Annotated in this window: 32 protein-coding genes and 1 riboswitch; of the genes, 23 read left to right on the top strand and 9 right to left on the bottom strand. The window is 37.6% G+C overall.

All coding sequences use genetic code 11. The features are described 5' to 3' along the window. The first annotated feature begins 51 nt into the window (after nt 1-51). From ACFWDE_RS14895 to yunB, 18 genes are all read left to right on the top strand, one after another. Nucleotides 52-582, top strand: coding sequence for a hypothetical protein (locus ACFWDE_RS14895; protein ID WP_377893087.1), 531 nt, complete (start codon nt 52-54; stop codon nt 580-582). A gap of 554 nt (nt 583-1,136) precedes the next feature. Beyond that, nucleotides 1,137-1,502, top strand: a complete 366-nt coding sequence (locus ACFWDE_RS14890; RefSeq protein WP_002129756.1) for an arsenate reductase family protein — start codon at nt 1,137-1,139, stop codon at nt 1,500-1,502. 41 nt (nt 1,503-1,543) lie between these two features. Then, on the top strand, nt 1,544-1,927 hold the full coding sequence (gene gcvH, locus ACFWDE_RS14885; protein WP_377893084.1) for a glycine cleavage system protein GcvH: 384 nt from the start codon (nt 1,544-1,546) through the stop codon (nt 1,925-1,927). 576 nt (nt 1,928-2,503) lie between these two features. Then, complete coding sequence (locus ACFWDE_RS14880; RefSeq protein WP_000640865.1) at nt 2,504-2,848, top strand: toprim domain-containing protein; 345 nt, start codon at nt 2,504-2,506, stop codon at nt 2,846-2,848. A gap of 3 nt (nt 2,849-2,851) precedes the next feature. Then, the gene (locus ACFWDE_RS14875) at nt 2,852-3,160 is read left to right on the top strand and encodes a thioredoxin family protein (protein WP_377893081.1); all 309 of its coding nucleotides are present in this window, start codon (nt 2,852-2,854) and stop codon (nt 3,158-3,160) included. A gap of 152 nt (nt 3,161-3,312) precedes the next feature. Beyond that, a complete protein-coding gene (locus ACFWDE_RS14870; RefSeq protein WP_002145044.1) occupies nt 3,313-3,657 on the top strand; it encodes a hypothetical protein in 345 nt (114 codons plus the stop codon). Between the two features lie 125 nt (nt 3,658-3,782). Then, a riboswitch (SAM riboswitch) is annotated at nt 3,783-3,890 on the top strand. A gap of 432 nt (nt 3,891-4,322) precedes the next feature. Continuing rightward, nucleotides 4,323-5,348, top strand: a complete 1,026-nt coding sequence (locus ACFWDE_RS14865; protein ID WP_002145045.1) for a methionine ABC transporter ATP-binding protein — start codon at nt 4,323-4,325, stop codon at nt 5,346-5,348. Then, complete coding sequence (locus ACFWDE_RS14860; RefSeq protein WP_002112667.1) at nt 5,341-6,006, top strand: methionine ABC transporter permease; 666 nt, start codon at nt 5,341-5,343, stop codon at nt 6,004-6,006. Before ACFWDE_RS14865 ends, ACFWDE_RS14860 begins: the two co-directional genes overlap by 8 nt. 23 nt (nt 6,007-6,029) lie before the next feature. Next, nucleotides 6,030-6,842, top strand: a complete 813-nt coding sequence (metQ, locus tag ACFWDE_RS14855) for a methionine ABC transporter substrate-binding lipoprotein MetQ (RefSeq protein WP_377893079.1) — start codon at nt 6,030-6,032, stop codon at nt 6,840-6,842. Between the two features lie 74 nt (nt 6,843-6,916). Next, nucleotides 6,917-7,723, top strand: a complete 807-nt coding sequence (gene metQ / locus ACFWDE_RS14850; RefSeq protein ID WP_377893078.1) for a methionine ABC transporter substrate-binding lipoprotein MetQ — start codon at nt 6,917-6,919, stop codon at nt 7,721-7,723. Nucleotides 7,724-7,960: 237 nt separating this feature from the next. Further along, on the top strand, nt 7,961-8,746 hold the full coding sequence (gene sufC, locus ACFWDE_RS14845) for a Fe-S cluster assembly ATPase SufC (RefSeq protein WP_002112662.1): 786 nt from the start codon (nt 7,961-7,963) through the stop codon (nt 8,744-8,746). 15 nt (nt 8,747-8,761) lie between these two features. Beyond that, the gene (gene sufD, locus ACFWDE_RS14840; protein ID WP_377893077.1) at nt 8,762-10,054 is read left to right on the top strand and encodes a Fe-S cluster assembly protein SufD; all 1,293 of its coding nucleotides are present in this window, start codon (nt 8,762-8,764) and stop codon (nt 10,052-10,054) included. Further along, entirely contained in the window at nt 10,054-11,274 is a 1,221-nt protein-coding gene (gene sufS, locus ACFWDE_RS14835) for a cysteine desulfurase SufS (protein WP_377893075.1), read from the top strand. The genes sufD and sufS overlap by 1 nt, the downstream gene beginning before the upstream one ends. After that, nucleotides 11,264-11,695 (top strand): Fe-S cluster assembly sulfur transfer protein SufU, encoded by a 432-nt coding sequence (gene sufU, locus ACFWDE_RS14830; RefSeq protein ID WP_002089369.1) that lies wholly within the window; start codon nt 11,264-11,266, stop codon nt 11,693-11,695. Before sufS ends, sufU begins: the two co-directional genes overlap by 11 nt. A 48-nt stretch (nt 11,696-11,743) precedes the next feature. Continuing rightward, nucleotides 11,744-13,141, top strand: a complete 1,398-nt coding sequence (gene sufB, locus ACFWDE_RS14825; RefSeq protein ID WP_002015928.1) for a Fe-S cluster assembly protein SufB — start codon at nt 11,744-11,746, stop codon at nt 13,139-13,141. A 571-nt stretch (nt 13,142-13,712) separates the two neighbouring features. Then, a complete protein-coding gene (locus ACFWDE_RS14820; protein WP_377893119.1) occupies nt 13,713-15,128 on the top strand; it encodes a bifunctional metallophosphatase/5'-nucleotidase in 1,416 nt (471 codons plus the stop codon). Nucleotides 15,129-15,193: 65 nt separating this feature from the next. Then, nucleotides 15,194-15,496 (top strand): YunC family protein, encoded by a 303-nt coding sequence (locus ACFWDE_RS14815; protein WP_016096600.1) that lies wholly within the window; start codon nt 15,194-15,196, stop codon nt 15,494-15,496. Nucleotides 15,497-15,551: 55 nt separating this feature from the next. Continuing rightward, complete coding sequence (yunB, locus tag ACFWDE_RS14810; RefSeq protein WP_016096601.1) at nt 15,552-16,283, top strand: sporulation protein YunB; 732 nt, start codon at nt 15,552-15,554, stop codon at nt 16,281-16,283. Nucleotides 16,284-16,339: 56 nt separating this feature from the next. Here the strand turns inward: yunB and ACFWDE_RS14805 are convergent, their stop codons facing one another. Then, nucleotides 16,340-17,323, bottom strand: a complete 984-nt coding sequence (locus ACFWDE_RS14805; protein ID WP_377893074.1) for a M23 family metallopeptidase — start codon at nt 17,321-17,323, stop codon at nt 16,340-16,342. Nucleotides 17,324-17,512: 189 nt separating this feature from the next. On the opposite strand from ACFWDE_RS14805, the gene lipA reads away from it, so the two are divergent. Next, nucleotides 17,513-18,409 (top strand): lipoyl synthase, encoded by an 897-nt coding sequence (gene lipA, locus ACFWDE_RS14800; protein WP_002112653.1) that lies wholly within the window; start codon nt 17,513-17,515, stop codon nt 18,407-18,409. A gap of 19 nt (nt 18,410-18,428) precedes the next feature. Here the strand turns inward: lipA and ACFWDE_RS14795 are convergent, their stop codons facing one another. Beyond that, on the bottom strand, nt 18,429-18,908 hold the full coding sequence (locus ACFWDE_RS14795; protein ID WP_377893072.1) for a YbaK/EbsC family protein: 480 nt from the start codon (nt 18,906-18,908) through the stop codon (nt 18,429-18,431). 83 nt (nt 18,909-18,991) lie between these two features. After that, on the bottom strand, nt 18,992-19,546 hold the full coding sequence (locus ACFWDE_RS14790; RefSeq protein ID WP_377893070.1) for a histidine phosphatase family protein: 555 nt from the start codon (nt 19,544-19,546) through the stop codon (nt 18,992-18,994). 134 nt (nt 19,547-19,680) lie between these two features. On the opposite strand from ACFWDE_RS14790, the gene ACFWDE_RS14785 reads away from it, so the two are divergent. Then, nucleotides 19,681-20,124: a hypothetical protein gene (locus tag ACFWDE_RS14785; protein WP_377893068.1), complete on the top strand. Its 444-nt coding sequence runs from the start codon at nt 19,681-19,683 to the stop codon at nt 20,122-20,124. 24 nt (nt 20,125-20,148) lie between these two features. On the opposite strand, the gene ACFWDE_RS14780 is transcribed toward ACFWDE_RS14785, so the two are convergent. Continuing rightward, a complete protein-coding gene (locus tag ACFWDE_RS14780; protein WP_377893066.1) occupies nt 20,149-20,964 on the bottom strand; it encodes a YhfC family intramembrane metalloprotease in 816 nt (271 codons plus the stop codon). A 108-nt stretch (nt 20,965-21,072) separates the two neighbouring features. Here ACFWDE_RS14780 and ACFWDE_RS14775 point away from each other — a divergent pair, with 108 nt between their 5' ends. Next, the gene (locus ACFWDE_RS14775; protein WP_016096606.1) at nt 21,073-21,807 is read left to right on the top strand and encodes a MerR family transcriptional regulator; all 735 of its coding nucleotides are present in this window, start codon (nt 21,073-21,075) and stop codon (nt 21,805-21,807) included. Nucleotides 21,808-21,883: 76 nt separating this feature from the next. On the opposite strand, the gene ACFWDE_RS14770 is transcribed toward ACFWDE_RS14775, so the two are convergent. Further along, nucleotides 21,884-22,462 carry a YhcN/YlaJ family sporulation lipoprotein gene (locus ACFWDE_RS14770; RefSeq protein WP_002068062.1) on the bottom strand — a complete coding sequence of 193 codons (579 nt, stop codon included), beginning with the start codon at nt 22,460-22,462 and terminating at the stop codon, nt 21,884-21,886. A gap of 118 nt (nt 22,463-22,580) precedes the next feature. Between ACFWDE_RS14770 and ACFWDE_RS14765 the strand changes: the two genes are divergently transcribed. Beyond that, nucleotides 22,581-22,883, top strand: coding sequence for a YutD family protein (locus ACFWDE_RS14765; protein WP_002015914.1), 303 nt, complete (start codon nt 22,581-22,583; stop codon nt 22,881-22,883). Nucleotides 22,884-22,893: 10 nt separating this feature from the next. On the opposite strand, the gene ACFWDE_RS14760 is transcribed toward ACFWDE_RS14765, so the two are convergent. From ACFWDE_RS14760 to glpX, 4 genes are all read right to left on the bottom strand, one after another. Beyond that, nucleotides 22,894-23,415: a GNAT family N-acetyltransferase gene (locus tag ACFWDE_RS14760; RefSeq protein ID WP_377893064.1), complete on the bottom strand. Its 522-nt coding sequence runs from the start codon at nt 23,413-23,415 to the stop codon at nt 22,894-22,896. Nucleotides 23,416-23,426: 11 nt separating this feature from the next. Next, on the bottom strand, nt 23,427-23,924 hold the full coding sequence (locus tag ACFWDE_RS14755; RefSeq protein ID WP_377893063.1) for a cytoplasmic protein: 498 nt from the start codon (nt 23,922-23,924) through the stop codon (nt 23,427-23,429). A 373-nt stretch (nt 23,925-24,297) separates the two neighbouring features. Next, nucleotides 24,298-24,564 (bottom strand): DUF3055 domain-containing protein, encoded by a 267-nt coding sequence (locus ACFWDE_RS14750; protein WP_002034592.1) that lies wholly within the window; start codon nt 24,562-24,564, stop codon nt 24,298-24,300. Between the two features lie 16 nt (nt 24,565-24,580). Then, entirely contained in the window at nt 24,581-25,552 is a 972-nt protein-coding gene (gene glpX / locus ACFWDE_RS14745; RefSeq protein ID WP_002174048.1) for a class II fructose-bisphosphatase, read from the bottom strand. 147 nt (nt 25,553-25,699) lie between these two features. Here glpX and ACFWDE_RS14740 point away from each other — a divergent pair, with 147 nt between their 5' ends. After that, nucleotides 25,700-26,140, top strand: a complete 441-nt coding sequence (locus ACFWDE_RS14740; protein WP_002145069.1) for a DUF86 domain-containing protein — start codon at nt 25,700-25,702, stop codon at nt 26,138-26,140. Nucleotides 26,141-26,167 lie beyond the last annotated feature (27 nt).

Genomic DNA, 26,167 nt, shown 5'->3' with positions numbered 1-26,167 from the left:
AATTCACCTTACATTTTTGTCACTTGACTTAAAAGAGGGGGAGGGTGCTATATGAAGCGTGTATCTTATTTCTTAGTTTTTATATTGTTATGCCTAGTGAGTACTGGATGTGCAAAGGATAATGAAGGAGATACATTAGAATATAACGGGAGAGCGCTCGTAATTGGAGTTGTTGGTGAAAAGCCGAAAGATACGTTTAGAAATATAAAGTTTGAAAAAGTGAAGTTAGAGGAACTGACAAAGAAATCTAAGGAAGTAGATGGTTTTTTAATAATGAAAGAGTACTTTCAAGAAGCCTCAACAGAGCAGTATAAAGAGTTATTTTCATCGTTAAAGAAACCGGTGTTTTTTATAGGTTTACAAGATAAATCATATTCAATTTTTATTACAAAAGATATGGAGTATAACAGCGCACGAAAAGATGTAAATGCTATGTATACGCAAGGTTTTGCGAATATCGGAAGTGGCGAAGGGCAACAATGGGGAATTGGTTTATCAAATGGTGGAAATACAGAAGGAAGTATTCATAATATGTATATCGTAGTATTTCAAACAATTGCGGATTATTTGAATAGATCGTGAGAAGCCTTTATATAGAAGGCTTCTTATTTTTATGTAAGGTATACGTTTGGTAAGGATGGAAGTATTAATTTGAAAGAATAAGGAATTAATCAAACGTTTGTTGAAGATATATGTTCGGTATGAAAGAATCTACGTATTCCAAAGGCTGAGGTAGAAAAATATGAAATTAAACAAACGTTTGTTTAAGGTGTATGTTCGGTAAGAAAGAAGCGATGTAACTCAAAGGAAAAGAAGAAAAATATGAAATTAAACAAACGTTTGTTTAAGGTATATGTTCGGTATGAAAGAATCTACGTATTCCAAAGGCTGAGGTAGAAAAATAGGAAATTAATCAAACGTTTGTTTAAGAGATATGTTCGGCGTGGGATCAGAAAAAAGTTTTAAAAAAATTATATATTTAATTTTTCTTAATAAATGGCGGAAAAATAAGAAAAATTAGCAGGATTATTAAAAATTATCACGAAATAAGTAAAAGTTTAGCGAATAATCGTTTGAAATAATAAAATGTTTTCTATATGATAAAGGTAAAGGTTAGTAAAAAAGTAGGTGAATTTATGACAGTAACATTTTATTCATATCCAAAGTGTGGCACATGTCAAAAAGCAAAGAAATGGTTTGAGGCAAACGATGTAGCATATGAGATGATTCATATTGTTGAAAATCCACCGTCAAAAGAAGATTTACGTAATTTACATGAGAAAAGTGAATTACCATTAAAAAAATTCTTTAATACAAGTGGAATGCGTTACCGCGAACTTGGTTTAAAAGATAAGTTAAAGGATGCAAGCGAAGACGAAATGTACGAGCTTTTAGCATCTGATGGCATGTTAATTAAACGTCCAATTGTAACAGATGGAACGAGTGTAACACTTGGTTTTAACGAAGAGCAGTTTGAAAGTGTGTGGAAAAAGTACCAATAAGGTATTTTTACATAATTAATACATTCACTGGAGGTACAGTCATGAGCATTCCAAATAATTTACGTTACTCTGAAGAACACGAATGGGTAAAAACAGAAGGTAATGCGGTTGTTATCGGTATTACTCATTTTGCGCAAGGTGAGTTAGGCGATATCGTATTCGTTGAACTTCCTGAAGTAGGTGCAACAATCCAAGCTGACGAGCCATTCGGAAGCGTAGAATCTGTTAAAACAGTTTCTGAATTATACGCACCTGTAAGTGGTAAAGTTGTAGCAGTAAACGAAGAATTAAGTGACCAACCAGAACTAGTTAACGAATCTCCATACGAGGGTGCATGGATGGTTAAAATTGAACTTTCTGATGCAAGCCAAGTTGAGAAGTTATTAACTGCAGAAAAATATGCAGAAATGACAAACCAAGACTAATTATAGTCGAAGAAAAAGGACAGCCTTTGTGCTGTCCTTTTTTATTTTGTGTACATAACGAATTTAAAAACATATATATTAATTATCATGTAGGAGAACGTTTTTCATTGAGGATTTATGCCGATTTAGCCACCTCCTAGCCCTTCATGTCTAAGAACCTTCCGTACGAGAAGACAAAAGGCCTCTTCTGTACGAAAGAACCTTAGCCAACAGGGCTAAACAGTCGGTTCCGCTTTTCGTTATGATCCAGCTCCAGCGGCTAGATTGTTCGGTGGCTTCGCGTCTTCCTACGAGGCAAAAAGCGCCTCTATGTCAGAAGCTCCATCCCCCTCACAATCTGAGCGAGCCGCTTGCGCTTTTCTTTGTCCAGCTCCAGCGGCTAGAACAGTCGGTCATTTCACTCCTTCACTTGAGGCAAAAGGCGCCTCTAGTTCAGGAGTTCCAATGCCCTCCTGTTCTGAGCGAGCCGCTTGTGCTTTTCTTTTGTAAAAATAAACAGGAAACAACATGAAAATAACGAATATACTATATACTAAGTTAAAGGTTGTATAGTATATGGTGATCGGGTGATGACATATGATTTATGTGGAAAAAGTCATTATTGTAGAAGGTAAATCGGATAGAAGAAAGATTGAATCTATTATTCGTGAACCAGTGGAAATTGTTTGTACAAATGGTACAATTGGTTTGTCGAAAATGGATGAGCTCATTGATCAATTTTTTGATAAGGACGTATATGTGCTAGTGGATGCTGATGATGCAGGAGAAAAGTTAAGGAAACAATTCCGAAAAGAATTTCCGCAAGCAGAGCATATTTATATTGATCGCTCGTATCGCGAGGTGGCGACTGCACCTTCTTCACATTTAGCAAATGTATTATGGGGAGCTGACATTGACGTTTATACAGAATATTTACGGTAAGGAATGATAGAAGTGATTGATTTGACAGGTGCCGAAGCTACAGATTTAATAGGAAATGAAGAAAAAACAGTGTTATATGTGTATACACCAATGTGTGGAACATGCCAGTTAGCAAAGAAGATGTTAACGGTCGTCGAGATGACGATTGAAGATTTGAAAATTGGGATGTTAGATTTAAATTATGCCCCGCATTTAGCGAAAGAGTATGGGATAGAAAGTGTACCGTGTTTACTTGTTTTTGAAAATGGGACACTGATGAAGAAAATATATGCATTTCATTCGGTTGAATATTTATATACGGAATTAAAGTAGGCGGCAAAGTTTTTGCCGCCTCGACATATTTCTTGGGAAATATGTCGATATGCGTGATAGATACAGTATTTGTCGAGCGAAAGTAACAGGATTGCTCTTTAATAAGAGGGAATGGTATGTAATAGAAAGTGATATGAGGGATGTGATTTAGGATGGAATTATATTCTTTGCTTCAATCATTTGTAAATTACGCTAATGGTCAATATCATTTAGAACCGCTTTTAAGGCAAGGAGAAAGAACTGTTAATTTTCGTTTTGGAGATGAATGCTGTTCGTTACAAATTTCAAGAGATTATATAGAACTTTTGAAAGAGGCGAGAGGAACGGAACAAATCGTTTGTTTAAAGGAAGAGGATGTACAAAAATTAGTGACTGGAAATATGAGGTTGCAAACGTTAATGAGTGATGGACGGGTACAATATTCTGGAACGTATCGAACGATGTTATTAGTCGAATCGATGTTTCATATATGTAAACCGATGTCAGTCGGAGCTTAAAATTCTGAAGTTTCTTTTTTTGCGAAAATTTCTGTTGACAGAGCGTGATGATATTGATACAATTCAATTCATAAAATATAGACAATTTCATAAATTTTAAATCAGACGAAAATTTAATCTGATTTCTCTTATTAAGAGAGGTGGAGGGACTGTGCCCTGTGAAGCCCGGCAACCGTCAACTTATGTTGAAATGGTGCCAATTCCTGCAAAGCAAATGCTTTGAGAGATGAGAGAGAGGGATAATGTTGTTATATACGCATATAAACCTTTCTGCTTCTCTAGAAGCGGAAAGGTTTTTTGTTGTTTGAATGCGGAGGACATTCAAATAATAAGAGGAGCTATACCGATGGACTACACGCATCAAAAATAAAAAAATTGCGGAGTCTATCCAAAACTTTTAAGAAATCCAGCTCCAGCGGCTAGAATGTTCGATGGCTTCGCTTCTTCCTATGAGGCAAAAAGCGCCTCTACGTCAGAAGCTCCATCCACTTCACATTCTAAACGAGCCGCTTGCGCTTTTTATCAAATCTAGCTCCAGCGGCTAGAACAGTCGGTCGTTTCATCCCTTCCTATGAGGCAAAAAGCGCCTCTACGTCTGGGATTCCAACGCCCTCTTGTTCTAAACGAGCCGCTTGCGCTTTTTATTTAAAAAAGGGGTGAACATCATGATTCTATTAGAGAATGTAAAGAAGATATATAAGGCAAAAAGCGGTGATGTCACTGCTGTAGATAACGCCAACTTACAAGTAGAGAAGGGCGAAATATTTGGTGTTATCGGATATAGTGGCGCTGGGAAAAGTTCGTTAATCAGATTGTTTAATCAGTTAGAGAAACCAACTTCTGGCCAAATTACAATTGCGAATCGTGTGATTTCAGCGATTACTGGAAATGAACTTCGTAAGGCAAGACAAGAAATCGGAATGATTTTTCAGCATTTCAACTTACTTTGGTCACGAACTGTGCGTGAAAATATCGCATTTCCACTTGAAATTGCAGGTGTCGATAAGGCGGAGAGAAGAAAACGTGTCGATGAGTTAATTCATCTTGTTGGATTAGAGGGGAGAGGAGACGCGTACCCATCTCAGCTAAGTGGTGGGCAAAAGCAGCGCGTCGGGATTGCAAGAGCGTTAGCTAATAATCCACAAGTACTTTTATGTGATGAAGCAACGTCAGCTCTTGATCCGGAAACGACAGATCAAATTTTAGATTTATTATTAGATATTAATAAGCGTCTCGGCTTAACAATTGTATTGATTACGCATGAGATGCACGTTATTCGCAAAATTTGTAATCGTGTTGCTGTAATGGAGAAAGGAAAGATCGTAGAAACGGGTCCAGTACTTGACGTATTCCGTAATCCAAAGCAAGACATTACAAAACGATTTGTACAGCAGTTAACTGATTCTGAAGATACGAATGAAACGATTGAAAGTTTGATAGAAAAGTATCCAGATGGAAAAGTAATTCGTTTGCAGTTTGTCGGTGAAGCGGTAGAAAGACCGGTACTTCAAAGGTTAATGCAGCGCGGTGATATAGAAGTTAGCATTTTGCAAGGAAATATCGCACAAACGAATAACGGCTCTTACGGAAGTTTAGTCGTTCATTTAAATGGTGAAGAAACAGCGATCCAGCAAGCAATAGAAGGGATTCATCAAGATCAAGTAGAGCTGGAGGTGATTGCACATGGATAAGTTAATTGCAAATGTTGATTGGAATCAAATGTTAGAAGCAACTGGTGAAACGTTATATATGACGGCAATCGCAGCGCTTGCCACATTTGTTTTAGGACTTATTTTAGGACTATTACTCTTTATGACAGCGAAAGATAATTTATGGGAAAATAAAGCGATTAATACGGTGATTGGAGCGTTCGTAAACATTTTCCGTTCTATACCGTTCATCATTTTAATTATTTTATTAATCCCATTCACAAAGATTCTTCTTGGAACAATTCTCGGAGCGAGTGCAGCGCTGCCAGCTTTAATTATTGGAGCGGCACCATTTTACGCGAGAATGGTTGAAATCGCACTTCGTGAAATTGATAAAGGTGTAATTGAGGCCTCAAAAGCAATGGGAGCAAAAACAAGCACAATCATTTTGAAAGTATTAATTCCAGAAGCGTTACCAGCGTTAGTATCGGGTATTACGGTAACGACAATTGCTTTAGTAGGCTATACAGCAATGGCAGGTGTTGTTGGTGCTGGTGGCCTTGGAACACTTGCTTATTTAGAAGGGTTCCAGCGAGGAAATAACGATGTAACAATCGTTGCGACAATTTGTGTATTACTAGTTGTATTTTTCATTCAGTGGATTGGTGATAGTTTAACGACTCGAATAGATAAAAGATAATGAAAAACGGGAGGGTATTTCAAATGAAAAAATTATTACTTACAGCACTTATTACAACTTCGATTTTTGGGCTAGCTGCTTGTGGTGGGAAAGATAAAGATGAAAAGAAACTAGTTGTTGGTGCCTCTAACGTACCGCACGCTGAAATTTTAGAAAAGGCAAAACCGTTACTTGAGAAAAAAGGAATTGAGTTAGAAATTAAAAAATTCCAAGACTACGTGTTACCGAATAAATCGTTAGCAGATAAAGAATTAGATGCGAACTACTTCCAGCACATTCCGTATTTAGAAAAAGAAATTAAAGATAAAAAATATGACTTTGAAGTAGCTGGGAAAATTCATTTAGAGCCGATTGGTGTGTACTCTCAAAAATATAAGAGTTTAAAAGAACTTCCAGACGGGGCGACAATTATTATGAGTAATTCTGTTGCTGACCATGGACGTGGCTTAGCAATTTTACAAAAAGAAGGAGTTTTAAAAATTAAAGACGGAGTAGATCCGGTTAAAGCGACTCCAAAAGATATTGCAGATAATCCGAAAAACTTAAAGTTCAAAACGGATATCGAGCCTGGTTTATTGCCACAAGTGTATAACAATAAAGAAGGCGATGCGGTTCTAATTAATTCTAACTATGCAATTGATGCGAAATTAAACCCAGAAAAAGACGCGATTGCAATTGAAGGAAATGATTCTCCATACGCAAACATAGTAGCTGTTCGTAAAGGTGATAAAGATAAAAAAGAGATTAAAGCTCTTATAGAAGTACTGCATTCCAAAGAAATTGAAGACTTTATTAATAAAGAATATAAAGGGGCAGTTGTTCCTGTAAAAGAATAATTGTTTGAAGAAGGGCTGGTGTATGCTGGCTCTTTTTTCTAACTACATAACTATAGGGGAGAAGGGGACATCATATGAAAAAGATTATATTGTCAGTTGTTACAGCACTGTCTGTATTTACATTAGCCGCTTGCGGGGGGAAAGAGGAGAATAAGCTTGTTGTTGGAGCTTCTAACGTGCCACACGCTGTTATTTTAGAGAAGGCACAGCCGATATTAGAGAAAAAGGGTATTAAATTAGAGATTAAAAAATTCCAGGACTATGTTCTGCCGAATAAAGCGTTAGCGGATAAAGAAATTGATGCGAACTACTTCCAACACATTCCGTATTTAGATAAAGAAATTCAAGAAAAAGGATATAAAATTGTAAACGCAGGAAAAATTCATTTAGAGCCAATGGGCATTTATTCTAAGAAATATAAAAGCTTAAAAGATCTTCCAGATGGAGGAACGGTTATTATGAGTAATAACGTAGCTGAGCGTGGCCGTATGTTAGCATTGTTACAAAAAGGCGGCGTTATTAAATTAAAAGACGGTGTAGATGTTGTTAAAGCGACAGTAAAAGATGTTGTAGAAAACCCGAAAAATTTAAAGTTTAAAACAGATGTAGAACCTGGACTTTCACCGAAGCTGTACGAAAACAATGAAGGTGATGCTTTATTTATTAATTCAAACTACGCAATTGATGCGAAATTAAATCCAAAAAAGGATGCAATTGCAATTGAAGGATCAGACTCTCCTTATGCAAATATTATCGCAGTTCGTAAAGGTGACGAGAAGAAAAAAGAAATTAAAGAGTTAGTAGACGTATTGCATTCAAAAGAAATTCAAGATTTTATTAACAAAGAATATAAAGGTGCTGTACTTCCTGTGAACGAATAGGTGCTGGAAAGGGCTGGGAATAACCCAGTCCTTTTTTCTTTATATATATAAGAAGAAAGGTGTATCATAAGAGGATGTAAAGGAAATACTTATATACATTTGTGAAAAAATTGTTACATTTTCTTAGTGTTTGCGATATCATTTTATTTGCTATAAGATTAGAATGAGAATAAAATGAGAATATGAACGTTTTAGGAATTTTTAAAATGTATATAGAGGATTAATGGAGGTATTGAGATGGCTGGTTCTACATTAACGGTTAAAGACTTACACGTATCAATCGACGGTAAAGAAATTTTAAAAGGTGTAAACCTTGAAGTAAAAGGTGGAGAAATCCACGCAATTATGGGACCTAACGGAACAGGTAAATCAACTTTATCTTCTGCAATTATGGGTCACCCAAAGTATGAAGTAACAGAAGGTAGCATCATCATCGACGGTGAAGATGTATTAGAAATGGAAGTAGACGAGCGCGCACAAGCAGGTCTATTCTTAGCAATGCAATATCCAAGTGAAATTAGCGGAGTAACAAACGCTGACTTCTTACGTTCTGCAATTAATGCACGTCGTGAAGAAGGCGAAGAAATTTCTCTTATGAAATTTATCCGTACATTAGATAAAAACATGGAATTCCTAGAAATGGATCCAGAAATGGCACAACGTTACTTAAACGAAGGTTTCTCTGGCGGTGAGAAAAAACGTAATGAGATTCTTCAATTAATGATGATCGAGCCAAAAATTGCAATCTTAGATGAAATCGACTCAGGTCTTGATATCGATGCATTAAAAGTTGTATCTAAAGGTATTAACCAAATGCGCGGCGAAGATTTCGGTTGCCTAATGATTACGCATTACCAACGTTTATTAAACTACATCACTCCAGACTTCGTTCACGTTATGATGAACGGTCGTATCGTTAAATCTGGTGGCCCTGAGCTTGCACAACGTCTAGAAGCTGAAGGTTACGACTGGATTAAAAAAGAATTAGGTATTGAAGACGAAACAGCAGAGCAAGAAGCGTAAGAGAGGAGCATAAACATGACAATCGGTACATTACCTTTCGATCAAGAAACAATCCGTCAGCGCGCAAGCGAAGTAAACGAAGCTGCTTGGTTGACTGAGTTCCGCTTACAAGCTCTTGCACAAGCAACTGAACTTCCAATGCCAACGCCTGATAAAACGAAAATTGAAAAATGGGACTTTATCGGAAAAGGCGACGCTGCTAAGCAAGAGCCTGTAAGTTCTTTAACAGAGCTTCCAGAAGCAGTGAAAAACTTAATCGATGAAAATAACAGCGTATTAGTGCAACGTACTGGTACAACTGCGTTCGTTTCTTTAGCAGACGAAGCAAAAGAAAAAGGTGTTATTTTTACAGACATCGTAACAGCTGCAACAGAGCATGCTGAATTAGTACAAAAGTACTTAATGAAAGACGGCGTGAAAGTAGACGAGCATCGTCTAACTGCACTTCATGCTGCATTAATCAACGGCGGTGCATTCGTATATGTTCCGAAAAATGTTGTTCTTGAAACTCCACTTCAAGCTGTATTCTTAGTAGACGGCGAAGAAGCTAACGTATATAACCACGTATTATTCGTAGCTGATGCGAACAGTGCTGCAACATATGTAGAAAACTACGTTGCAAATGAAAATGCTAAAGGTATTGCAAATATCGTAGCAGAAGTAATCGTGGAACAAGGCGCACAAGTGAAATTCGGTGCGGTTGATCTATTAGCAAAAGACGTAACAACTTACGTTAACCGCCGCGGCATTGTTGGACGCGACGGCCGTATTGATTGGGCTCTAGGCCTTATGAATGACGGAAATACAATCTCAGAGAACGTTACGAACTTAATGGGCGACGGATCATTTGCTGATACAAAAACAGTAACAATTGGCCGTGGTAACCAAACACAAAACTTTACAACTAAAGTTGTTCACTTCGGTAAACACTCTGAAGGTTGGATTTTAAAACACGGAGTACAAAAAGATAGTGCAACATCTATCTTTAATGGAATTGGTAAGATTGAACACGGTGCATCTAAATCAAATGCACAACAATCTTCTCGCGTTCTTATGTTAGATGAGAAAGCTCGCGGTGATGCAAACCCAATTCTTTTAATCGATGAAGATGATGTAATGGCAGGTCACGCAGCTTCAGTAGGCCGCGTAGATCCATACCAATTATACTACTTGATGAGCCGTGGGATTCCAAAACGCGAAGCAGAACGTTTAGTCATCCATGGATTCTTAGCACCTGTAGTAAATCAGCTTCCAATTGAAGGAGTAAAAGCACAGCTTGTTGAGGTAATTGAAAGGAAAGTTCGCTAATGAATATTCATGAAATACGCAAACAGTTTCCAATTCTTGATCAAAAAGTGAACGGCAAACAACTTGTTTATTTCGATAGTGCAGCAACTTCTCAAAAACCAATTCAAGTCATTGAAACGTTAGAACGTTATTATAAAGAATATAATTCTAACGTGCATCGCGGTGTTCATACGCTCGGTACGAAAGCTACCGACGCGTATGAAGGTGCACGTGAGAAAGTTCGCAAGTTTATTAATGCGAAATCAATGGAAGAGATTATTTTCACGCGCGGAACGACAACTGCATTAAATACAGTAGCAGCTAGCTATGGTCTTGATAATGTAAAAGAAGGCGATGAAATCGTCATCTCTTACATGGAGCACCATAGTAACATCATTCCGTGGCAACAAGTTGCGAAGAAAACTGGCGCAACTTTAAAATACCTTCCGCTTCAACCAGACGGTACAATTTCTTTAGAAGATGTTCGTCAAACAGTTACACCGAATACAAAAATTGTTTCTATTATGCACGTGTCAAACGTACTTGGAACGATTAACCCTGTAAAAGAAATCGGAGCAATCGCACATGAAAACAGTGCAATCATGATCGTTGATGGAGCACAAAGTGCACCTCATATGAAAGTGGATGTACAAGATTTAAACTGTGATTTCTACGCATTATCTGCTCATAAGATGTGCGGACCAACAGGTGTCGGCGTATTATATGGTAAGAAAGAATTGCTAAACAATATGGAACCAATTGAATTTGGTGGTGAAATGATTGATTTCGTAGACTTACAAGAGTCTACTTGGAAAGAGCTTCCGTGGAAGTTCGAAGCAGGTACACCGATTATCGGTAATGCAATCGGACTTGGTGCGGCAATTGATTTCCTAGAAGAAATCGGTCTTCATAATATTGAAAAGCATGAACATGAATTAGCGCAATACGCTTTAGAGAGACTATCAGAAGTAGATGGCGTTACAATTTATGGTCCAAAGCATCGCGCTGGTCTAGTTACATTTAATATTGATGAAGTACATCCTCACGATGTAGCAACTGTATTAGATGTAGAAGGCATTGCGGTTCGCGCAGGACATCACTGTGCACAACCACTTATGAAGTGGCTGAAAGCTTCTTCTACAGCACGTGCGAGCTTCTATTTATATAATACAAAAGAAGAAATTGATACATTTGTTGAATCGCTAATCAAGACAAAGGAGTATTTCACAAATGTCATTTAATAATTTAGATACGTTATATCGTCAAGTTATTATGGATCATTACAAAAATCCTCGTAACCATGGCGTGTTAGAAGATAGTGTTACCGTTAACTTGAACAATCCAACTTGCGGCGATCGTATTCAACTTACGATGAAAGTAGAAGAGGGTATTGTACAAGAAGCGAAGTTTGAAGGCGAAGGATGTTCAATTTCAATGTCTTCAGCTTCAATGATGACACAAGCAGTAAAAGGAAAGAAAATTGAAGAGGCTCTTAAGCTTTCTAAAATTTTCTCTGACATGATGCTAGGAAAAGAGTATGATGACAGCATTGATTTAGGAGATATTGAAGCATTACAAGGCGTATGCAAGTTCCCGGCACGTATTAAATGTGCAACATTAGCGTGGAAAGCGTTAGAAAAGGGCTTAAACGAAGATAAGTAATGTTAAAGGTTCCTAAAAACGAGGTTATATAAGGAGGGACACACCAACATGGCGAAGCAACTGCCAGATATCGGCGATTATAAATATGGTTTCAAGGATAAAGACGTTTCGATTTTCCGTGCTGGACGCGGTTTAACAAAAGAGATCGTTGAAGAGATTTCACGTATGAAAGAAGAACCACAGTGGATGTTAGACTTCCGTTTAAAATCACTGGATAAGTTCTATGAAATGCCAATGCCACAATGGGGTGGCGACTTAAACGACTTAGATTTCGATGAAATTACGTACTACGTAAAACCATCTGAGAAATCTGAGAAGTCTTGGGATGAAGTACCTGAGGAAATTAAAGCAACATTTGATAAATTAGGTATTCCTGAAGCTGAGCAAAAATATTTAGCTGGTGTATCTGCACAGTACGAATCTGAAGTTGTATACCACAACATGAAAGAAGACCTAGAAGATCTAGGAGTCGTCTTCAAAGATACAGATAGCGCATTAAAAGAGAACGAAGATATTTTCCGTGAGCATTTCGGAAAAGTAATCCCACCAACAGACAACAAATTCTCTGCATTAAACTCTGCAGTTTGGTCTGGTGGATCATTCATCTACGTTCCAAAAGGTATTAAAGTTGATACACCACTTCAAGCGTATTTCCGTATTAACTCTGAAAATATGGGACAATTCGAGCGTACGCTTATCATCGTAGACGAAGGCGCACACGTACACTACGTAGAAGGTTGTACAGCACCTGTTTACACGACTAACTCACTTCATAGTGCGGTAGTAGAAATCATCATTAAGAAAGATGCATATTGCCGTTATACAACAATCCAAAACTGGGCAAACAACGTATACAACCTAGTTACAAAACGTGCGGTTTGTGAAGAAAACGCAACGATGGAATGGATTGACGGTAACATCGGATCTAAATTAACGATGAAATACCCAGCAGTTATCTTAAAAGGCGAAGGCGCTCGTGGTTTAACATTATCTATCGCGATTGCTGGTAAAGGCCAACACCAAGATGCTGGTGCGAAAATGATTCACTTAGCACCAAACACATCTTCAACAATCGTTTCTAAATCGATTGCGAAGCATGGTGGTAAAGTAACTTACCGTGGTATCGTACAATTCGGACCAAAAGCGAAAAACTCTCGTTCTAACATCGAGTGTGACACGTTAATCATGGATAACCAATCTACATCTGATACAATTCCTTATAACGAAATCAAAAACGATTACGTTTCACTTGAGCACGAAGCGAAAGTGTCTAAAGTATCAGAAGAACAATTATTCTACCTAATGAGCCGCGGTATTTCTGAGCAAGAAGCTACAGAAATGATCGTAATGGGCTTCATCGAGCCATTCACTCGCGAACTTCCAATGGAATACGCAGTTGAAATGAACCGTCTAATCAAGTTTGAGATGGAAGGTTCTATTGGTTAATATTTAAAAGTGGAAGCGGCTCGTTCAGAATGTGAGGGGGATGGAGCTTCTGACGTAGAGGCGCTTTTTGCCTCATAGGAAGAAGTGAAGCCACCGAACATTCTAGCCGCTGGAACTGGATAATATATGTATGAAGAAAGCGCCCTGCTGTGCAGGGCGCTTTCTTGTGTTGGGTAAGCAGCTCTGGTTGGGAAGGGATACCCAGGTGGGTGTTCGGTAAAATATATCAGCGGTTCGACAAGGAATATCGATTTGTCGACAAAGTAAGACAAAAGAAATCTCTCATATACCCCTCAACATTCAAATACGAGAGGAGCACTTAGTAAGTAAGGCAAAGATACTGACAAATCTCCCCCCACCAACTAGAATCATTTCACAAAAAATCCCCCTCAAACTAATCAATAGACTAGAAAAAGTAATATAAAGTTCTCCATAATAAAAGGGCAATCTTTTGCTTTTTCCCACAATGCGAGTACAATGTAGAATAGCAAGAAAAGACGAAAAGTATTTACAGGATTATTGCGTACGTGTAGCGTAAATGGCAGTAAGGAACTGAGAGGAGGTTTTTTCTCTGAATATAAATAAAGAAACGATCATCCACCTTTATCATACAAACGATATACATAGTCATTTTGAAAATTGGCCGCAAATTTCTCGGTTTGTACTAGGGGAGAAAAAGCGAAGACAGGAAGCGGGAGAGACTGTTTTAACTGTGGATATTGGCGATCATGTGGATCGTTTTCATAGTATTTCGGAAGCGACAAATGGACTTGGGAATACAAAATTATTAAATGAGGCGTTATATGATTATGTAACGATCGGAAATAATGAAGGAATTACATTGGCGAAAGAGCATTTGAATCGTCTATATGATGATGCTGGGTTTGAGGTGCTTGTAGCGAATTTATTTGAAAAAGAAGGTGTACGTCCAGCGTGGGCGCAGCCTTATAAATTACATACAACGACAGATGGGATCAGGATTGCCTTTATTGGATTAACGGTAGCTTATCCAGAGTTTTATCATATGTTAGACTGGCATATTGAAGATCCAATCATCCATTTAGAATCTATTTTAGAAGAAATTAAGGATACAGCTCATATTACTGTTGTGCTTTCTCATCTTGGAAAAAGTATGGATGAGTATATGGCGGAGCATTATGATATAGATGTTATTTTAGGGGCACATACGCATCATTTATTTGAGCGTGGCGTTCTTGTGGATAATACTTTGCTTTGCTGTTGTGAAAAGTGGGGACATTACGTTGGTCACGTTCAGCTTACTGTGGATAAAGAGACGAAGAGACTGTTGAAAAAAGACGGTAGAGCGATTAAGACAGAACGGTTAGGTGCTTATAGCGAGCCGTTATCCACAATTGAAATGCTAAAGGAAGAAAGTAAACAGATAATGGCTGAGCCTGTCGTTCATTTAAAAGAATCATTGCCGGTTGATTGGTTTAAGGAGACGACGTTTTCTCATATGTTGGCAAGTGCACTTAAAGAGTGGTGTAATGCGGATGTTGGGATGGTGAATGCTGGTGTACTTCTTGAGGGATTAAATGAAGGTGTTGTGACGCGCGGAGATATTCATCGGATTTGTCCACATCCAATTAATCCATGTCTATTAAAAGTACCAGGGAAAACGTTAAGAGAAGTTATTTTGAAAGCGCGCCGCCCGAATATGGAGAATCTTGAGGTGAAAGGATTCGGATTTCGTGGAAAAGTAATGGGGAAAATGATTTACGATGGTTTGGAAGTGATTCCAGATACGATTCCAGGGAATAAAATTTTACTAGAAGATGTATTGATTAATGGCGAATCGCTGGAATTAGACCGGATATATATGGTAGGAACGATTGATATGTTTACATTCGGATACTTATACCCAGAGCTATCCACACTTTCTGACAAACAATATTATATGCCGGAATTACTTAGAGATGTGTTAACAGACATGTTGATAACTTATACATCTTCAGTCAAACTATAGGCTAGTTAACTTGTAACACTCATTTTTCTCTTGTCATAAAGATAAGAAAGAGAGGAGTGTGAACTATGGTTAATGTAGAGCCAATTATAATTGATAACTATACGTTCATTGCTGTTAGCGTAAAACTTCCGAAGACAAATTTGCTAGCTGTAATGAGTGATAAAGGATATATTATGTGCGGTGCTCTAGATGTAGGTCTTTTAAATGAGAAGTTAGGCGATCGAGGAATTATTGCTGGCCGTGCGGTTGGTGTAAGAACGATTGAACAACTTCTTGAAGCACCGCTGGAATCAGTAACGATTGAAGCCGAAGCTTTAGGGATTCCGGCCGGCACAATCGGAAAAGATGCACTATTAAAAATGAGATAAGCATATATCGTCCCTCCTTCTTGCATAGAAATAATATAAGAAGGAGGTTTTTTTTATGAGCATATTTCGTTCGAAAAATTCGCGGTTTCGAAGGGGACCGATTTCCTTTCGGTATATACTGCTTATTTCGTTTATCATTTTTATCGTAATGGTAGTTCAAGGGTTATGGATTGTAAATAAAAGTATTCAACCAACGTTAATTAAGTATGGGGAAACAGAGACGCATAAAATGGCAACAGCAGTTATGACGAAAGCGGTAAAAGACCGAATTAATGAAGGGTTTGATGTAGATTCATTAATGAAAGTACAAACGGATAGGAACGGGAAAGTATCTACAATTGATTTAAATACAAAACAAGTAAATGAAATATTAACATCGACTACTGCATACATAGAGAAATATTTACAACAAGTAGAAAAAGGGGATACGAAAGCACTTGGTATTTTTGAAGAGAATGGGGTATCTATGTCAGTTCCTTTTGGACGCATAACCGATAATGCGCTTCTTGGTAATATAGGGCCGGATATTCCGATTAATTTTACGCCAATTGGTCATGTGAATACGGATATTAAACAATTAGTTGAGCCGCAAGGAATTAATAATACGGCGATCAAAATTATTATGGAAGTGGAAGTGACGTTACAAGTTATGATTCCGTTACGCACGAAAGAAATTAAAGTGAAGCAAAACATTCCGATTGCGACGCGCATCGTTCAAGGTGAAGTGCCTACTTATTACGGAAGTGGGGGTGTTGTTGTACCAGATAAAAAGAAAACGGATAATTAGTCAGTAGTGTTCTATTGATTTATATTTATAAAAATAACCGTAGCAATTTGCTACGGTTATCGTTTTGTATTTGCTCGTTCTTTTCGTTCCCAAAGGCTTAAATGCATGTATGGATCGAAAGCCCATTCCGTATAGCCATTGTCTTTATACATGCCGAAATGTAAGTGGGGCGGGAACTTTCCAGCTGTGCCAGGAGGACCATAACCAGTACTACCGACAAATCCGATTACTTTTCCTGGTTCGACAATTTGTCCGAGCTGTATTTCTTTAGAGAACCCGCCTAAATGAGCGTAATAGTGGTAATTATTATGAAGGTCACGAATACCAATGCGCCATCCACCAAGACGATTCCATCCTTTTGTTTCAATAACGCCATAGCAAGTTGACCGTACTGGTACGCCATATCCAGCAAAAATATCGGTTCCTTCATGAATCCTCCTGCCGCCAAAGCTTCTACCAGCACCGAAAGTACTACGGTAGCTATTGTCACTGCGAATCGGGAGAGGGAAAGCATTTCCTTCTAAATTAATGCGGCCATAATGTTTATAAATTTGGGCGTATTCTGTAATTAATTCAACTGTTTTTGCACGTCTATAATATTCCCAAAGCATAATATTAATACGATCTTCTGACGTTCCTTGTTTCTTTAAAATAGTTGCTGCTGTATGCAGAAGATCACGATCGGTATTTGCATTTGCAAATCCATCTTTGTCACCATCTAAACCAATTCCGCCAAATAGAGAAATCGTATGGGGGAGAGTATCATTACTATTAACAGGTCCAGCCCATATTTCAGGCTTGAAATAAAGGGAAATGATGGCATCTGGTTTTTTCGGAATATCCTTTCTTACGCTCCGTATGTTTCTTTCGTATTGATCCATTGCAGCTAAGTAATACCACGGAATACCTGAAGATTGCTCAGTTTCTTTATATAGTGCCATGCGCTTTTCATATATGCTTTGCTGATTATCTTCACCGAAAGCGATGTTTTGGTGGAGAAGAAAGCAAATCGAAAGCAAAAGAGAAATTTTTCGAAGCATGAAATAGACTCCTTTCACAACATCACTCTTTTTAGTGTGGGATATACGGAGTATTTCATTATAGGGAACGATTGGAAAAAATCTTAGAATCTTCATTTGAGCAAATCGCTTTCATACGTTAGAATAGATATGTTACATTGAAAGAAGCGAACACGGTAAACTATTTCATATTGTGCGGAGTTGATAACCATGACAAAACAAACAGAGTATAAGCGCAAGCCCGAATGGTTGAAAATTAAGTTAAACACGAATGAAAACTATACAGGCTTAAAGAAAATGATGCGTTCTAAGAATCTTCATACAGTTTGTGAAGAGGCGAAATGTCCGAATATTCATGAATGCTGGGCTGTAAGGAAAACAGCAACATTTATGATCTTAGGTGCGGTTTGTACACGTGCTTGTCGTTTTTGTGCGGTTAAAACAGGCTTGCCAACTGAGCTTGATTTACAAGAGCCAGAACGCGTAGCAGATTCTGTAGTACAAATGGGCTTAAAGCACGTTGTTATAACAGCGGTTGCACGTGATGATTTAAAAGACGGCGGAGCAGCTGTTTTTGCTGAAACAGTACGTGCTGTACGTCGTAAAAACCCATTCACATCTATCGAAGTATTACCATCTGATATGGCTGGGGTAGAAGAAAACTTAAAAATGTTAATGGATGCAAAACCAGATATTTTGAACCATAACATTGAAACAGTACGTCGATTATCTAACCGAGTTCGCGCTAGAGCAAAGTATGACCGTTCATTAGAGTTTTTACGTCGAGCAAAAGAAATGCAGCCTGATATTCCAACTAAATCGAGCATTATGGTGGGCTTAGGTGAAACAAGAGAAGATTTAATTGAAGCAATGGATGACTTACGTGCAAACAATGTGGATATTTTAACTCTTGGACAATACCTACAACCATCTAAGAAGCATTTACCAGTTCTTAAATATTACCCACCAGCAGAATTTGCAGAGCTTAAAGAAATTGCACTTAGCAAAGGATTTAGCCACTGTGAAGCTGGTCCACTTGTGCGTTCTTCTTATCATGCGGACGAGCAAGTACGTTCTGCGAAAGAAAAAGTAGCAGAAGCGAAATAATGAAAAAGGAGAGCTAATATTAGCTCTCCTTTTTCTTATACTCTAAAACTGTATTTTGACACGTTGATAAAATTCTTTTTAATTCTTCTGTGGATAATTCAATTGTAAATTCAGGCACACCAGGTGTGATTAAAACTTTTTTGTAAGTATAAATTGAACTGTCCACAATAATCGTTACATCTTGTGAATAACCGAAAGGAGCTACACATCCTGGCATGCAACCAGTCTCTTCTCTTAGCTCATCAGGAGAACAGAGAGATAAGCCTTCTCCTGTTATTTCTTTCATCTCTCCTCGGTTGAGGCGAGTTCCCTCTAACGTAAAGAATACGTAATACGCCCCGGATTTTGATTTTAAAAATAGGCTTTTACTTGGATTACCTTGTAAGCCGAGCCTTTCACGAACGATTCGATCAGTCTCATAGTCAAGCACTGGTTCGTGTTCAAATTTTTCATAAGAAGCATTTGTTTTATGTAGTAAAGAAAGTACGTCTTCGTACATATTGAATGATACCCCTCTCTATGTTTTACTGCAGCCCTACCATACCTTCTCGCAGTGTCAACTGAATGTATTGGAAAGGGATATTACTTGGATGGCGCTTCCCATAATCGTTTTATGATAGATTGTTCATCAAGTGTAATTTCATAAATATCAGGATTCGTTAAAGTTTTCCATTCGTCAAAGCCAATAGTATGATCAAAGTGCTTTAAAATTAATGTGAGTAAGTTGCCGTGTGTAACGAGTAATGTTGTGTCATGCTCTAGTTTTAAAACTTCCTGAATAAGTGAGATGGCACGGTCTGTTGCTTGTTTTGTTGACTCTCCGCCCAAAAAGGCAATATCTATATTGGTAAAAGTGTATTCTAGTTTTTGAAGCCAATCATCCATTGAAACAGAGCTTAATATGCGTTCTGCTAACCGTTCATCTTCTTGAATAGATAAATTAGCTTGGAGGGCATATGGCCGAATAGAATCGATAGCTCGGACAAATGGGCTTGAAATAATATGCTCTATTTGTAGATGATTTTCCATGAGGAATGTAGCAACGGTGTTTGATTGGTCTCTTCCCATGTTTGTTAATTCCGCATTACGTTCTTGTCCAGTTGCTGAACAATGCCTGATTACAATAATTTTCTTCATATTTCATCCCCATCTTTCAAGTTGACGATATATACTTCGACAAATGTGGAAAAAATTCCTTTTTCTTGGAAAGGGCATAGTGATCTAGGTCTGTGGAAAAGTAATGTGGATAAATCAAAATTTGAGGTGCAATTATGAAAAAAATGATATGCATTGTATTCAGTGTTTGTTTTCTCATACAATTGTCCACAGCATATGCACAATCAAATCAAAACTTAGAATACCCGAGTAATCAAAATAAGTCGTTTGTGAATGAAGATCTATTTTATGAACAGTTAGATAAGAAGGTCTATAAGGAATACAAAAATGCGGCGTATAGTGTTCGTAAAAAAATCTTATTTAAAGAAGTACAAGATGCAGAATTTGTCTTCCGAAAAAAAACAGCTGTCGGCTGTCGCAGTAGAGTGGTGCTTCAAGATTCGTTTATTCATCCTGATCGCCAAGTATACTTTTTCACTTCCTTTTCTCAAAATGAAGTAGAGGAGTTGCATAAATATATCGTTATAGATGCAGAAACAAAGAGGGAGCTGCAAGGAGGGAAAAGTTATCATCATTGCGATAATCCACATAAAAAATAAACCACCAAAATTGGTGGTTTATTTTTACTCTGAAGCACTCACTAATTTCTCTTTCATTTTGCGAATAAGAACGAAAGCGCCAATCGCGAAGAGAAGAGTAATTCCTTCTGCTACAAAGATGTTAATCATTTTTGTTTGGTAAAGTGCTGCGAAAAAGTCTACAAGTGCGTGGAATAGTATAGCGTATACGAGGAAGATGTATTTCTTTTGTTTTACTGCGTATACGACAAGCATTGTAAAAGCAATTTGCAGAACGAGTGCCATAATTCTTTCTAAGCTACCGAGTAAGTATAAGTAGGCAGGTTGCTCTATTAACAAGTCCTTGATATGGCTCAGTTGTGGGTATTGTTCAACCATTTGAGCGAAGCTACCATTGTTAATAGATGTTGCAAAGGTAAGAGTTTGAAGCCCAGCGAATCCACCGACTAAAATCGATTCAATACCGCCGTGTCCAATTCCGTACGCAAGACCGTCTTTATAATCTCGATATTTTTTCAGTAAGTAGTAAAAGGCAACGAAACGACCTAGTTCTTCAAAAATACCAGCAGTTAGTCCGCCGAAAATCGAAAAGATAAATGGGTTCTTTAAAAACTCAGCTGTTGTGGGATTACCACGCATGAATAATTGGAATGGTGTTTCGAGAATTTGGGTAAACCCGATAAAGATAAGGATACCAACGCCAACTATTTTCCAATTAATATTATATTTCTTACGGAAATAAACGAGTACAATAATTGGGACCAGAACCGAAACAACGAGTTGAATTATGATACTGGCAATTACAGTATTTGAAACCATACTTTCACCGCTTTCTAATGTATGTACATATATATTATGCATGAAATGTAGGGGAATGTGGAGAGATGAATCTTTCAAAAACAAAATGAAATTTTTATTGACTTTAACGTTACGTCATACTTTATCGTATGTATTAAGGGGGAGATACGCATGACAATGAGGATAAAAGAAGTAGCTAATTTAGTTGGAATTAGTGTGCGCACACTGCATCATTACGATGAAATTGGGTTGTTAACCCCAGATGAGACGACAGAGTCTGGATATCGTCTGTATTCCAATGAAAATTTAGAAACGTTGCAGCAAATTTTATTTTTTAAAGAGCTTGGCTTCCCTTTAAAGAAGATTAAGGAGATTATCATGAGTCCTTCATTCGACCGTGAAGAGGCATTACAGCTTCATAAGAAAATGCTTCTTGAAAAGCGAGCTAGGTTGGATAAAGTGATAGCGACGATTGATAAAACAATTAAGCATACAAAAGGAGACATTGAGATGACAAATAAAGAGAAATTTGAAGGGTTTGATTTTAGCCATAACCCGTACGAAGAAGAAGCACGTGAAAGATGGGGAGACGCAGCTGTAGATAAAGCGAATAAAACAGCGAAGGGTATGTCTACAGAGAAACAGGAGGAGTTTAATACTATTTACAGAAATCTAGCGACACTTCGAAATGGAGCACCTGATTCTACAGAAGCACAATCTGCAATTAAAGTATGGTACGATTACTTGCAAAACTTCGGTGAATATTCATTAGATGCATTTAAGGGACTCGGTCAAATGTATGTCGCTGATGAGCGCTTTACGAAAAATATTGATAAGTTTGGTGAAGGTTTAGCACAGTTTATGTGTGATGCGATGGAGGTTTATGCGGATCGTAATAAAAAATGAAATAATCGTTAATATATTTCATTTAACTGCTTCTTTATTCAATAAATTCAAAAAAGGTGGAGGTTTTCTCCACCTTTTACTTTTTAATCATATCATTCAAAGTTTGATCCCCTGTATTGTTCAAATGAGGATTTTTACTCATTTCACGTTTTAGCATATCAAGACTTTGTTCATATTCTTTATCGTTTAAGCTACCAGATTGAAGACCTTGAATTTGAGAAATCAACTTTTGGTTTGTTGATACATATGCTTTATAATAGCGAGGGACGATGGACAAAGCTGTTTTATATACTTGATCTGTTACGAGTTTCGGATCCGTTGTGTTTGCACGGTATACAACGAACACTTCATCGTCGGTAACGAGTGTAGCGGCATTGGTGACATCAGGAAGTTTGACTGTCATGCTCGTAATCATTTCGGCGACTTTCTCACGGTTAATAGCGCCTACTTGTTTGTTAGATACTTCATGCTTCTGTTTAGAAGAATAACCGACTCTCGTTAACCTTGTATTTGTGTTTTCCGTATGATACATGTCGTTTTTGTTGGAAACAAGAACACGACTTCCTTCTTCACGCTCCATTTCAGCTTTATTAGTTGATTGGCAGCCTGCAAATAAGGAAAGAGTGAGAAGAGAGAGTATAATTTGCTTTTTCACGATGTATCACCTCCTTCTCCATAGCATGCACTAATTTTCAATTTTTTGTATTTGAAATTGTTGGTTGTTATGCTTTGTGATACGATAAAAAGAAGAATGCTTAGAGAGGAAGTTCATAATGGAGCAAAAGCAAGAGATTCATACTACGGTGAGCGTTAATAATGTTCAGTACGAAGTAATTAAAAACTTTCGTGATGGTTTTAGTGAAGAAGCACTTAAAGAGCGCTATGCAGAAATTTTAAATAAATATGATTATATCGTTGGAGACTGGGGTTATGAGCAACTTAGATTGCGTGGATTCTTTGATGATAGTAATCAACGTTCGACATATGATACGAAAATTAGTACTTTATCAGAGTATTTATACGAGTACTGTAACTTCGGTTGTGCACACTTCGTATTACGAAAAGTGAAGAAATGAAAAAATCCTCTTACGATTGTAAGAGGATTTTTTCATAGCAGTTGTACCAATTATGAGGAGGCTGTTTACTTTTGAAATAAACAGCACCTCGGCAAATATAATTGTTTTTTTCATATAGGCCTAATGAAACAGGATTACCTGTAAAGCAATCTAGGCGTATTCCTTTGTAACCTTCCCGTCTTGCTTTGCTTTCCCAAAAGGATAATAGTACTTTACTATATCCTTTGCCTTGCACGAGCGGGTGGACGACAAAAGAGTGGACGATAAGAAAGTGTCCTTCTGTTTCTGACCAGTCAATTAATTTGTATTCTGGAGACTCTGCTTCGTTTAAGACAACAGCGCCGACAAGTACTTGGTCTTGGAATAGACAATATAATTCGTCCTGTTCTAAATGATAGGAAATATGTTCTCGCGTCGGATAAGAATCATCCCATTGATAAATTTGGTTCTGTAAGAGTGCTTCTTTGCATTCTGCATACATCACATCTAATTCGTCCAATAAATCAATTGTGCCTTTTCTTATTTTTAGCATAATCGTCTCCTTTATAAACAAATTGAGATGAAATCACCTTCAGTGAGTGTTGTGTTTGGTTTCAGGTGTCGTCCGTTTAGCTGAATACGACCGTTTTCAATTTTATCCACAATGGCAGCGCGGCTCCAATCTGAAATATATGTGGATAATGCTCTATCAATTCGGTGAGATCCGAGAACAATTTCTAATGTTATTGTTATTTCTTCTATACCACTTTCTTTATACTCTGTAATAGAAATAATCGTGTTTGTTTCAGTTTGTTCTTGCTGAGCCATATCGACAGTTTCGACATGATCAGTAAATGATTTATAAATGTGGAGCTTTTGATTCCACGTATGATTTTTCGGACATTTATAAATTGCAAATCGGTATATGTTTTTTCCATTTGCGTTATGCCTGCGAATGTTCGTATCAGTAAAAAGGGTAGTACGTCTGCAATTTTTACAATATTTTTCGATTGTGGATAACTCATTTTCATATAAACTCCAAGAAAGTTGTACTTTCTGCATTTTCCTTCACCTCTTATATTAGTGGCAAAGGAACGTAATACAGCTATTTGGATGTCTTGTAGTATGAAGACATGAGAAGTAGACAAAAATAAAAGGAGATTCCCCCAAGAGGAACCTCCGTAAACATCATACTACAGATGCGTTACGTTCCTTTGTAATGGGAATGGGCAGACTACTCCCTTGAAAAAGCACGGTGCTTTTTTGAGAGTAATGCTATCCAATTGCTGGTCCACTACAAAGTAATTGTTGGCATACGTAGATAACGTCCTTTCTATCCAAATAGATTTGTTCATAAGTATAACATATAAGATTGAAAATTCAAAATATAAATTGTAAAAAAACACCAGCTAACATAGCTGGTGCACCAGATAAATTATATAAGTTCAAATAAAAATGAGCGTAATTCTTCTGCATTTTCTTCAGACATCGAAAATGCATGCTCTAAGTAGCCTTGTTCGTTTAAATCGTCAGGACCGATGATAGCAAATTTGTTGCTCTGCATATCAAGGACTATCGTTTTACCGTAATGACGATCGGAGTATAGAAGCGCTAAATCATGACGCTCATTTTCCCCTAGAAAGCTAACGAAACGAGTTTTTGTAGCGACAGTATCGTCGTACAGAAAGAAACGTTCTTCCATACACATGGCTCCTTTATTAAATATCTAAGTTTAAGTGTGGCTTATGGTCTAAATGGTGGTGCGTTTTAATAAATCGTACCGTTCTTGTTTTGTAACGCATAACGATAGAATATGTTTCAGCTAAATCTCCGCCAAGGAATTTCACGCCGTCTAATAACTCACCAGCAGATACACCTGTTGCTGAGAAGATTGCGTCATCACCAGATACTAAGTCATCTAACATAAGAAGTTGACGAGGATCTTCTAATCCCATTTCACGACAACGAGCTTCTTCTTCTTCGTTCATTGGAACTAAGCGCGCTTGCATTTCACCTTCAAGACATTTTAATGCTGCTGCAGAAATAACGCCTTCTGGAGCTCCACCAACACCTACGAATAAGTCGATACCTGTCCCAGGTAAAGCTGTAGCGATGGATGCACCAACATCCCCATCACCAAATAGTTTTACGCGTGCACCTTTTGCACGAACACGGTCAATAATCTCTTGATGACGTTCACGTTCTTGCACGATAACCGTTAGGTCACGAATTTTTTTATTGTTTGCTTCTGCTACAATTTCAATTGTTTTTTCAATTGGATCATCTAAGCTAATTTTACCAGCTGCTTTTGGACCAACCGCAATCTTTTCCATGTACATATCCGGAGCATGAAGAAGGTTTCCTTTATCTGCGATTGCGATAACTGCCATTGCATTTGCAAGGCCTTTCGCAACGATGTTTGTACCTTCTAATGGATCAACGGCGATATCTACTTCTGGACCGTTACCTGTTCCTAGTTCTTCACCAATATACAACATCGGTGCTTCATCAAGTTCTCCTTCACCAATTACAACTGTACCTGCCATGTTTACTGAATCGAACATATCACGCATAGCTGTAGTTGCTGCATCATCTGCTTCGTTTTTCTTTCCGCGGCCCATCCACTGTGCGGATGCTAAGGCTGCTGCTTCTGTTACACGGACAATTTCTAGTGCGAGTTCACGTTCCAAGGTTGCATTCCTCCAATTTCAAAAATCATACAAATATAACTATAACAAATAACGAGGAAAAGGTGAATTCGAAAAATTGTCGATTTTTTCAGAAGAAAGCGTTACAATTAAAATGTAAATGCTTTAATTTCCAGGTAGGTGACATTCATGTACTTCGTAGACAGAAAGAAAATAGAACAAATGCTAGTATGTTTAGAACGAGCAACAAATACATTTCAAGAGAAAAAGACATATGAAACAGAGTTTGAATTTTATGCATTAGAGCGCATAGCCCATCTTATTATCGATTGTATATTAGATGTAGGGAATGCGATGATTGATGGATTTATTATGCGCGATCCAGGAAGTTACGAAGATATTATTGATATTTTAATGGACGAGAGAGTTATAAGTGGAGAAGAGGGAGCGCATATTAAAGAAATTATTCTTCTTCGAAAAATGCTTACGCAAGATTATATTCAAATGAATCATGATGAATTATATAAGACGATTCAAAAAAATATCGCAGTGGTAGAGAAATACCCAGCGAATATTCGTAGTTATTTAGAAAAGGAATTAGGACCTGTATCTGCATTTGTACCAGAATAATTATGCTTATAAGATCCCCGGAGATTC

Origin of the sequence: Bacillus sp. NPDC060175 (genome assembly GCF_042728695.1) — a bacterium.
Taxonomy (GTDB): domain Bacteria; phylum Bacillota; class Bacilli; order Bacillales; family Bacillaceae_G; genus Bacillus_A.
Note: the sequence above shows the minus strand (reverse complement) of the source record. Positions and strands in the feature narration are given on the sequence as shown.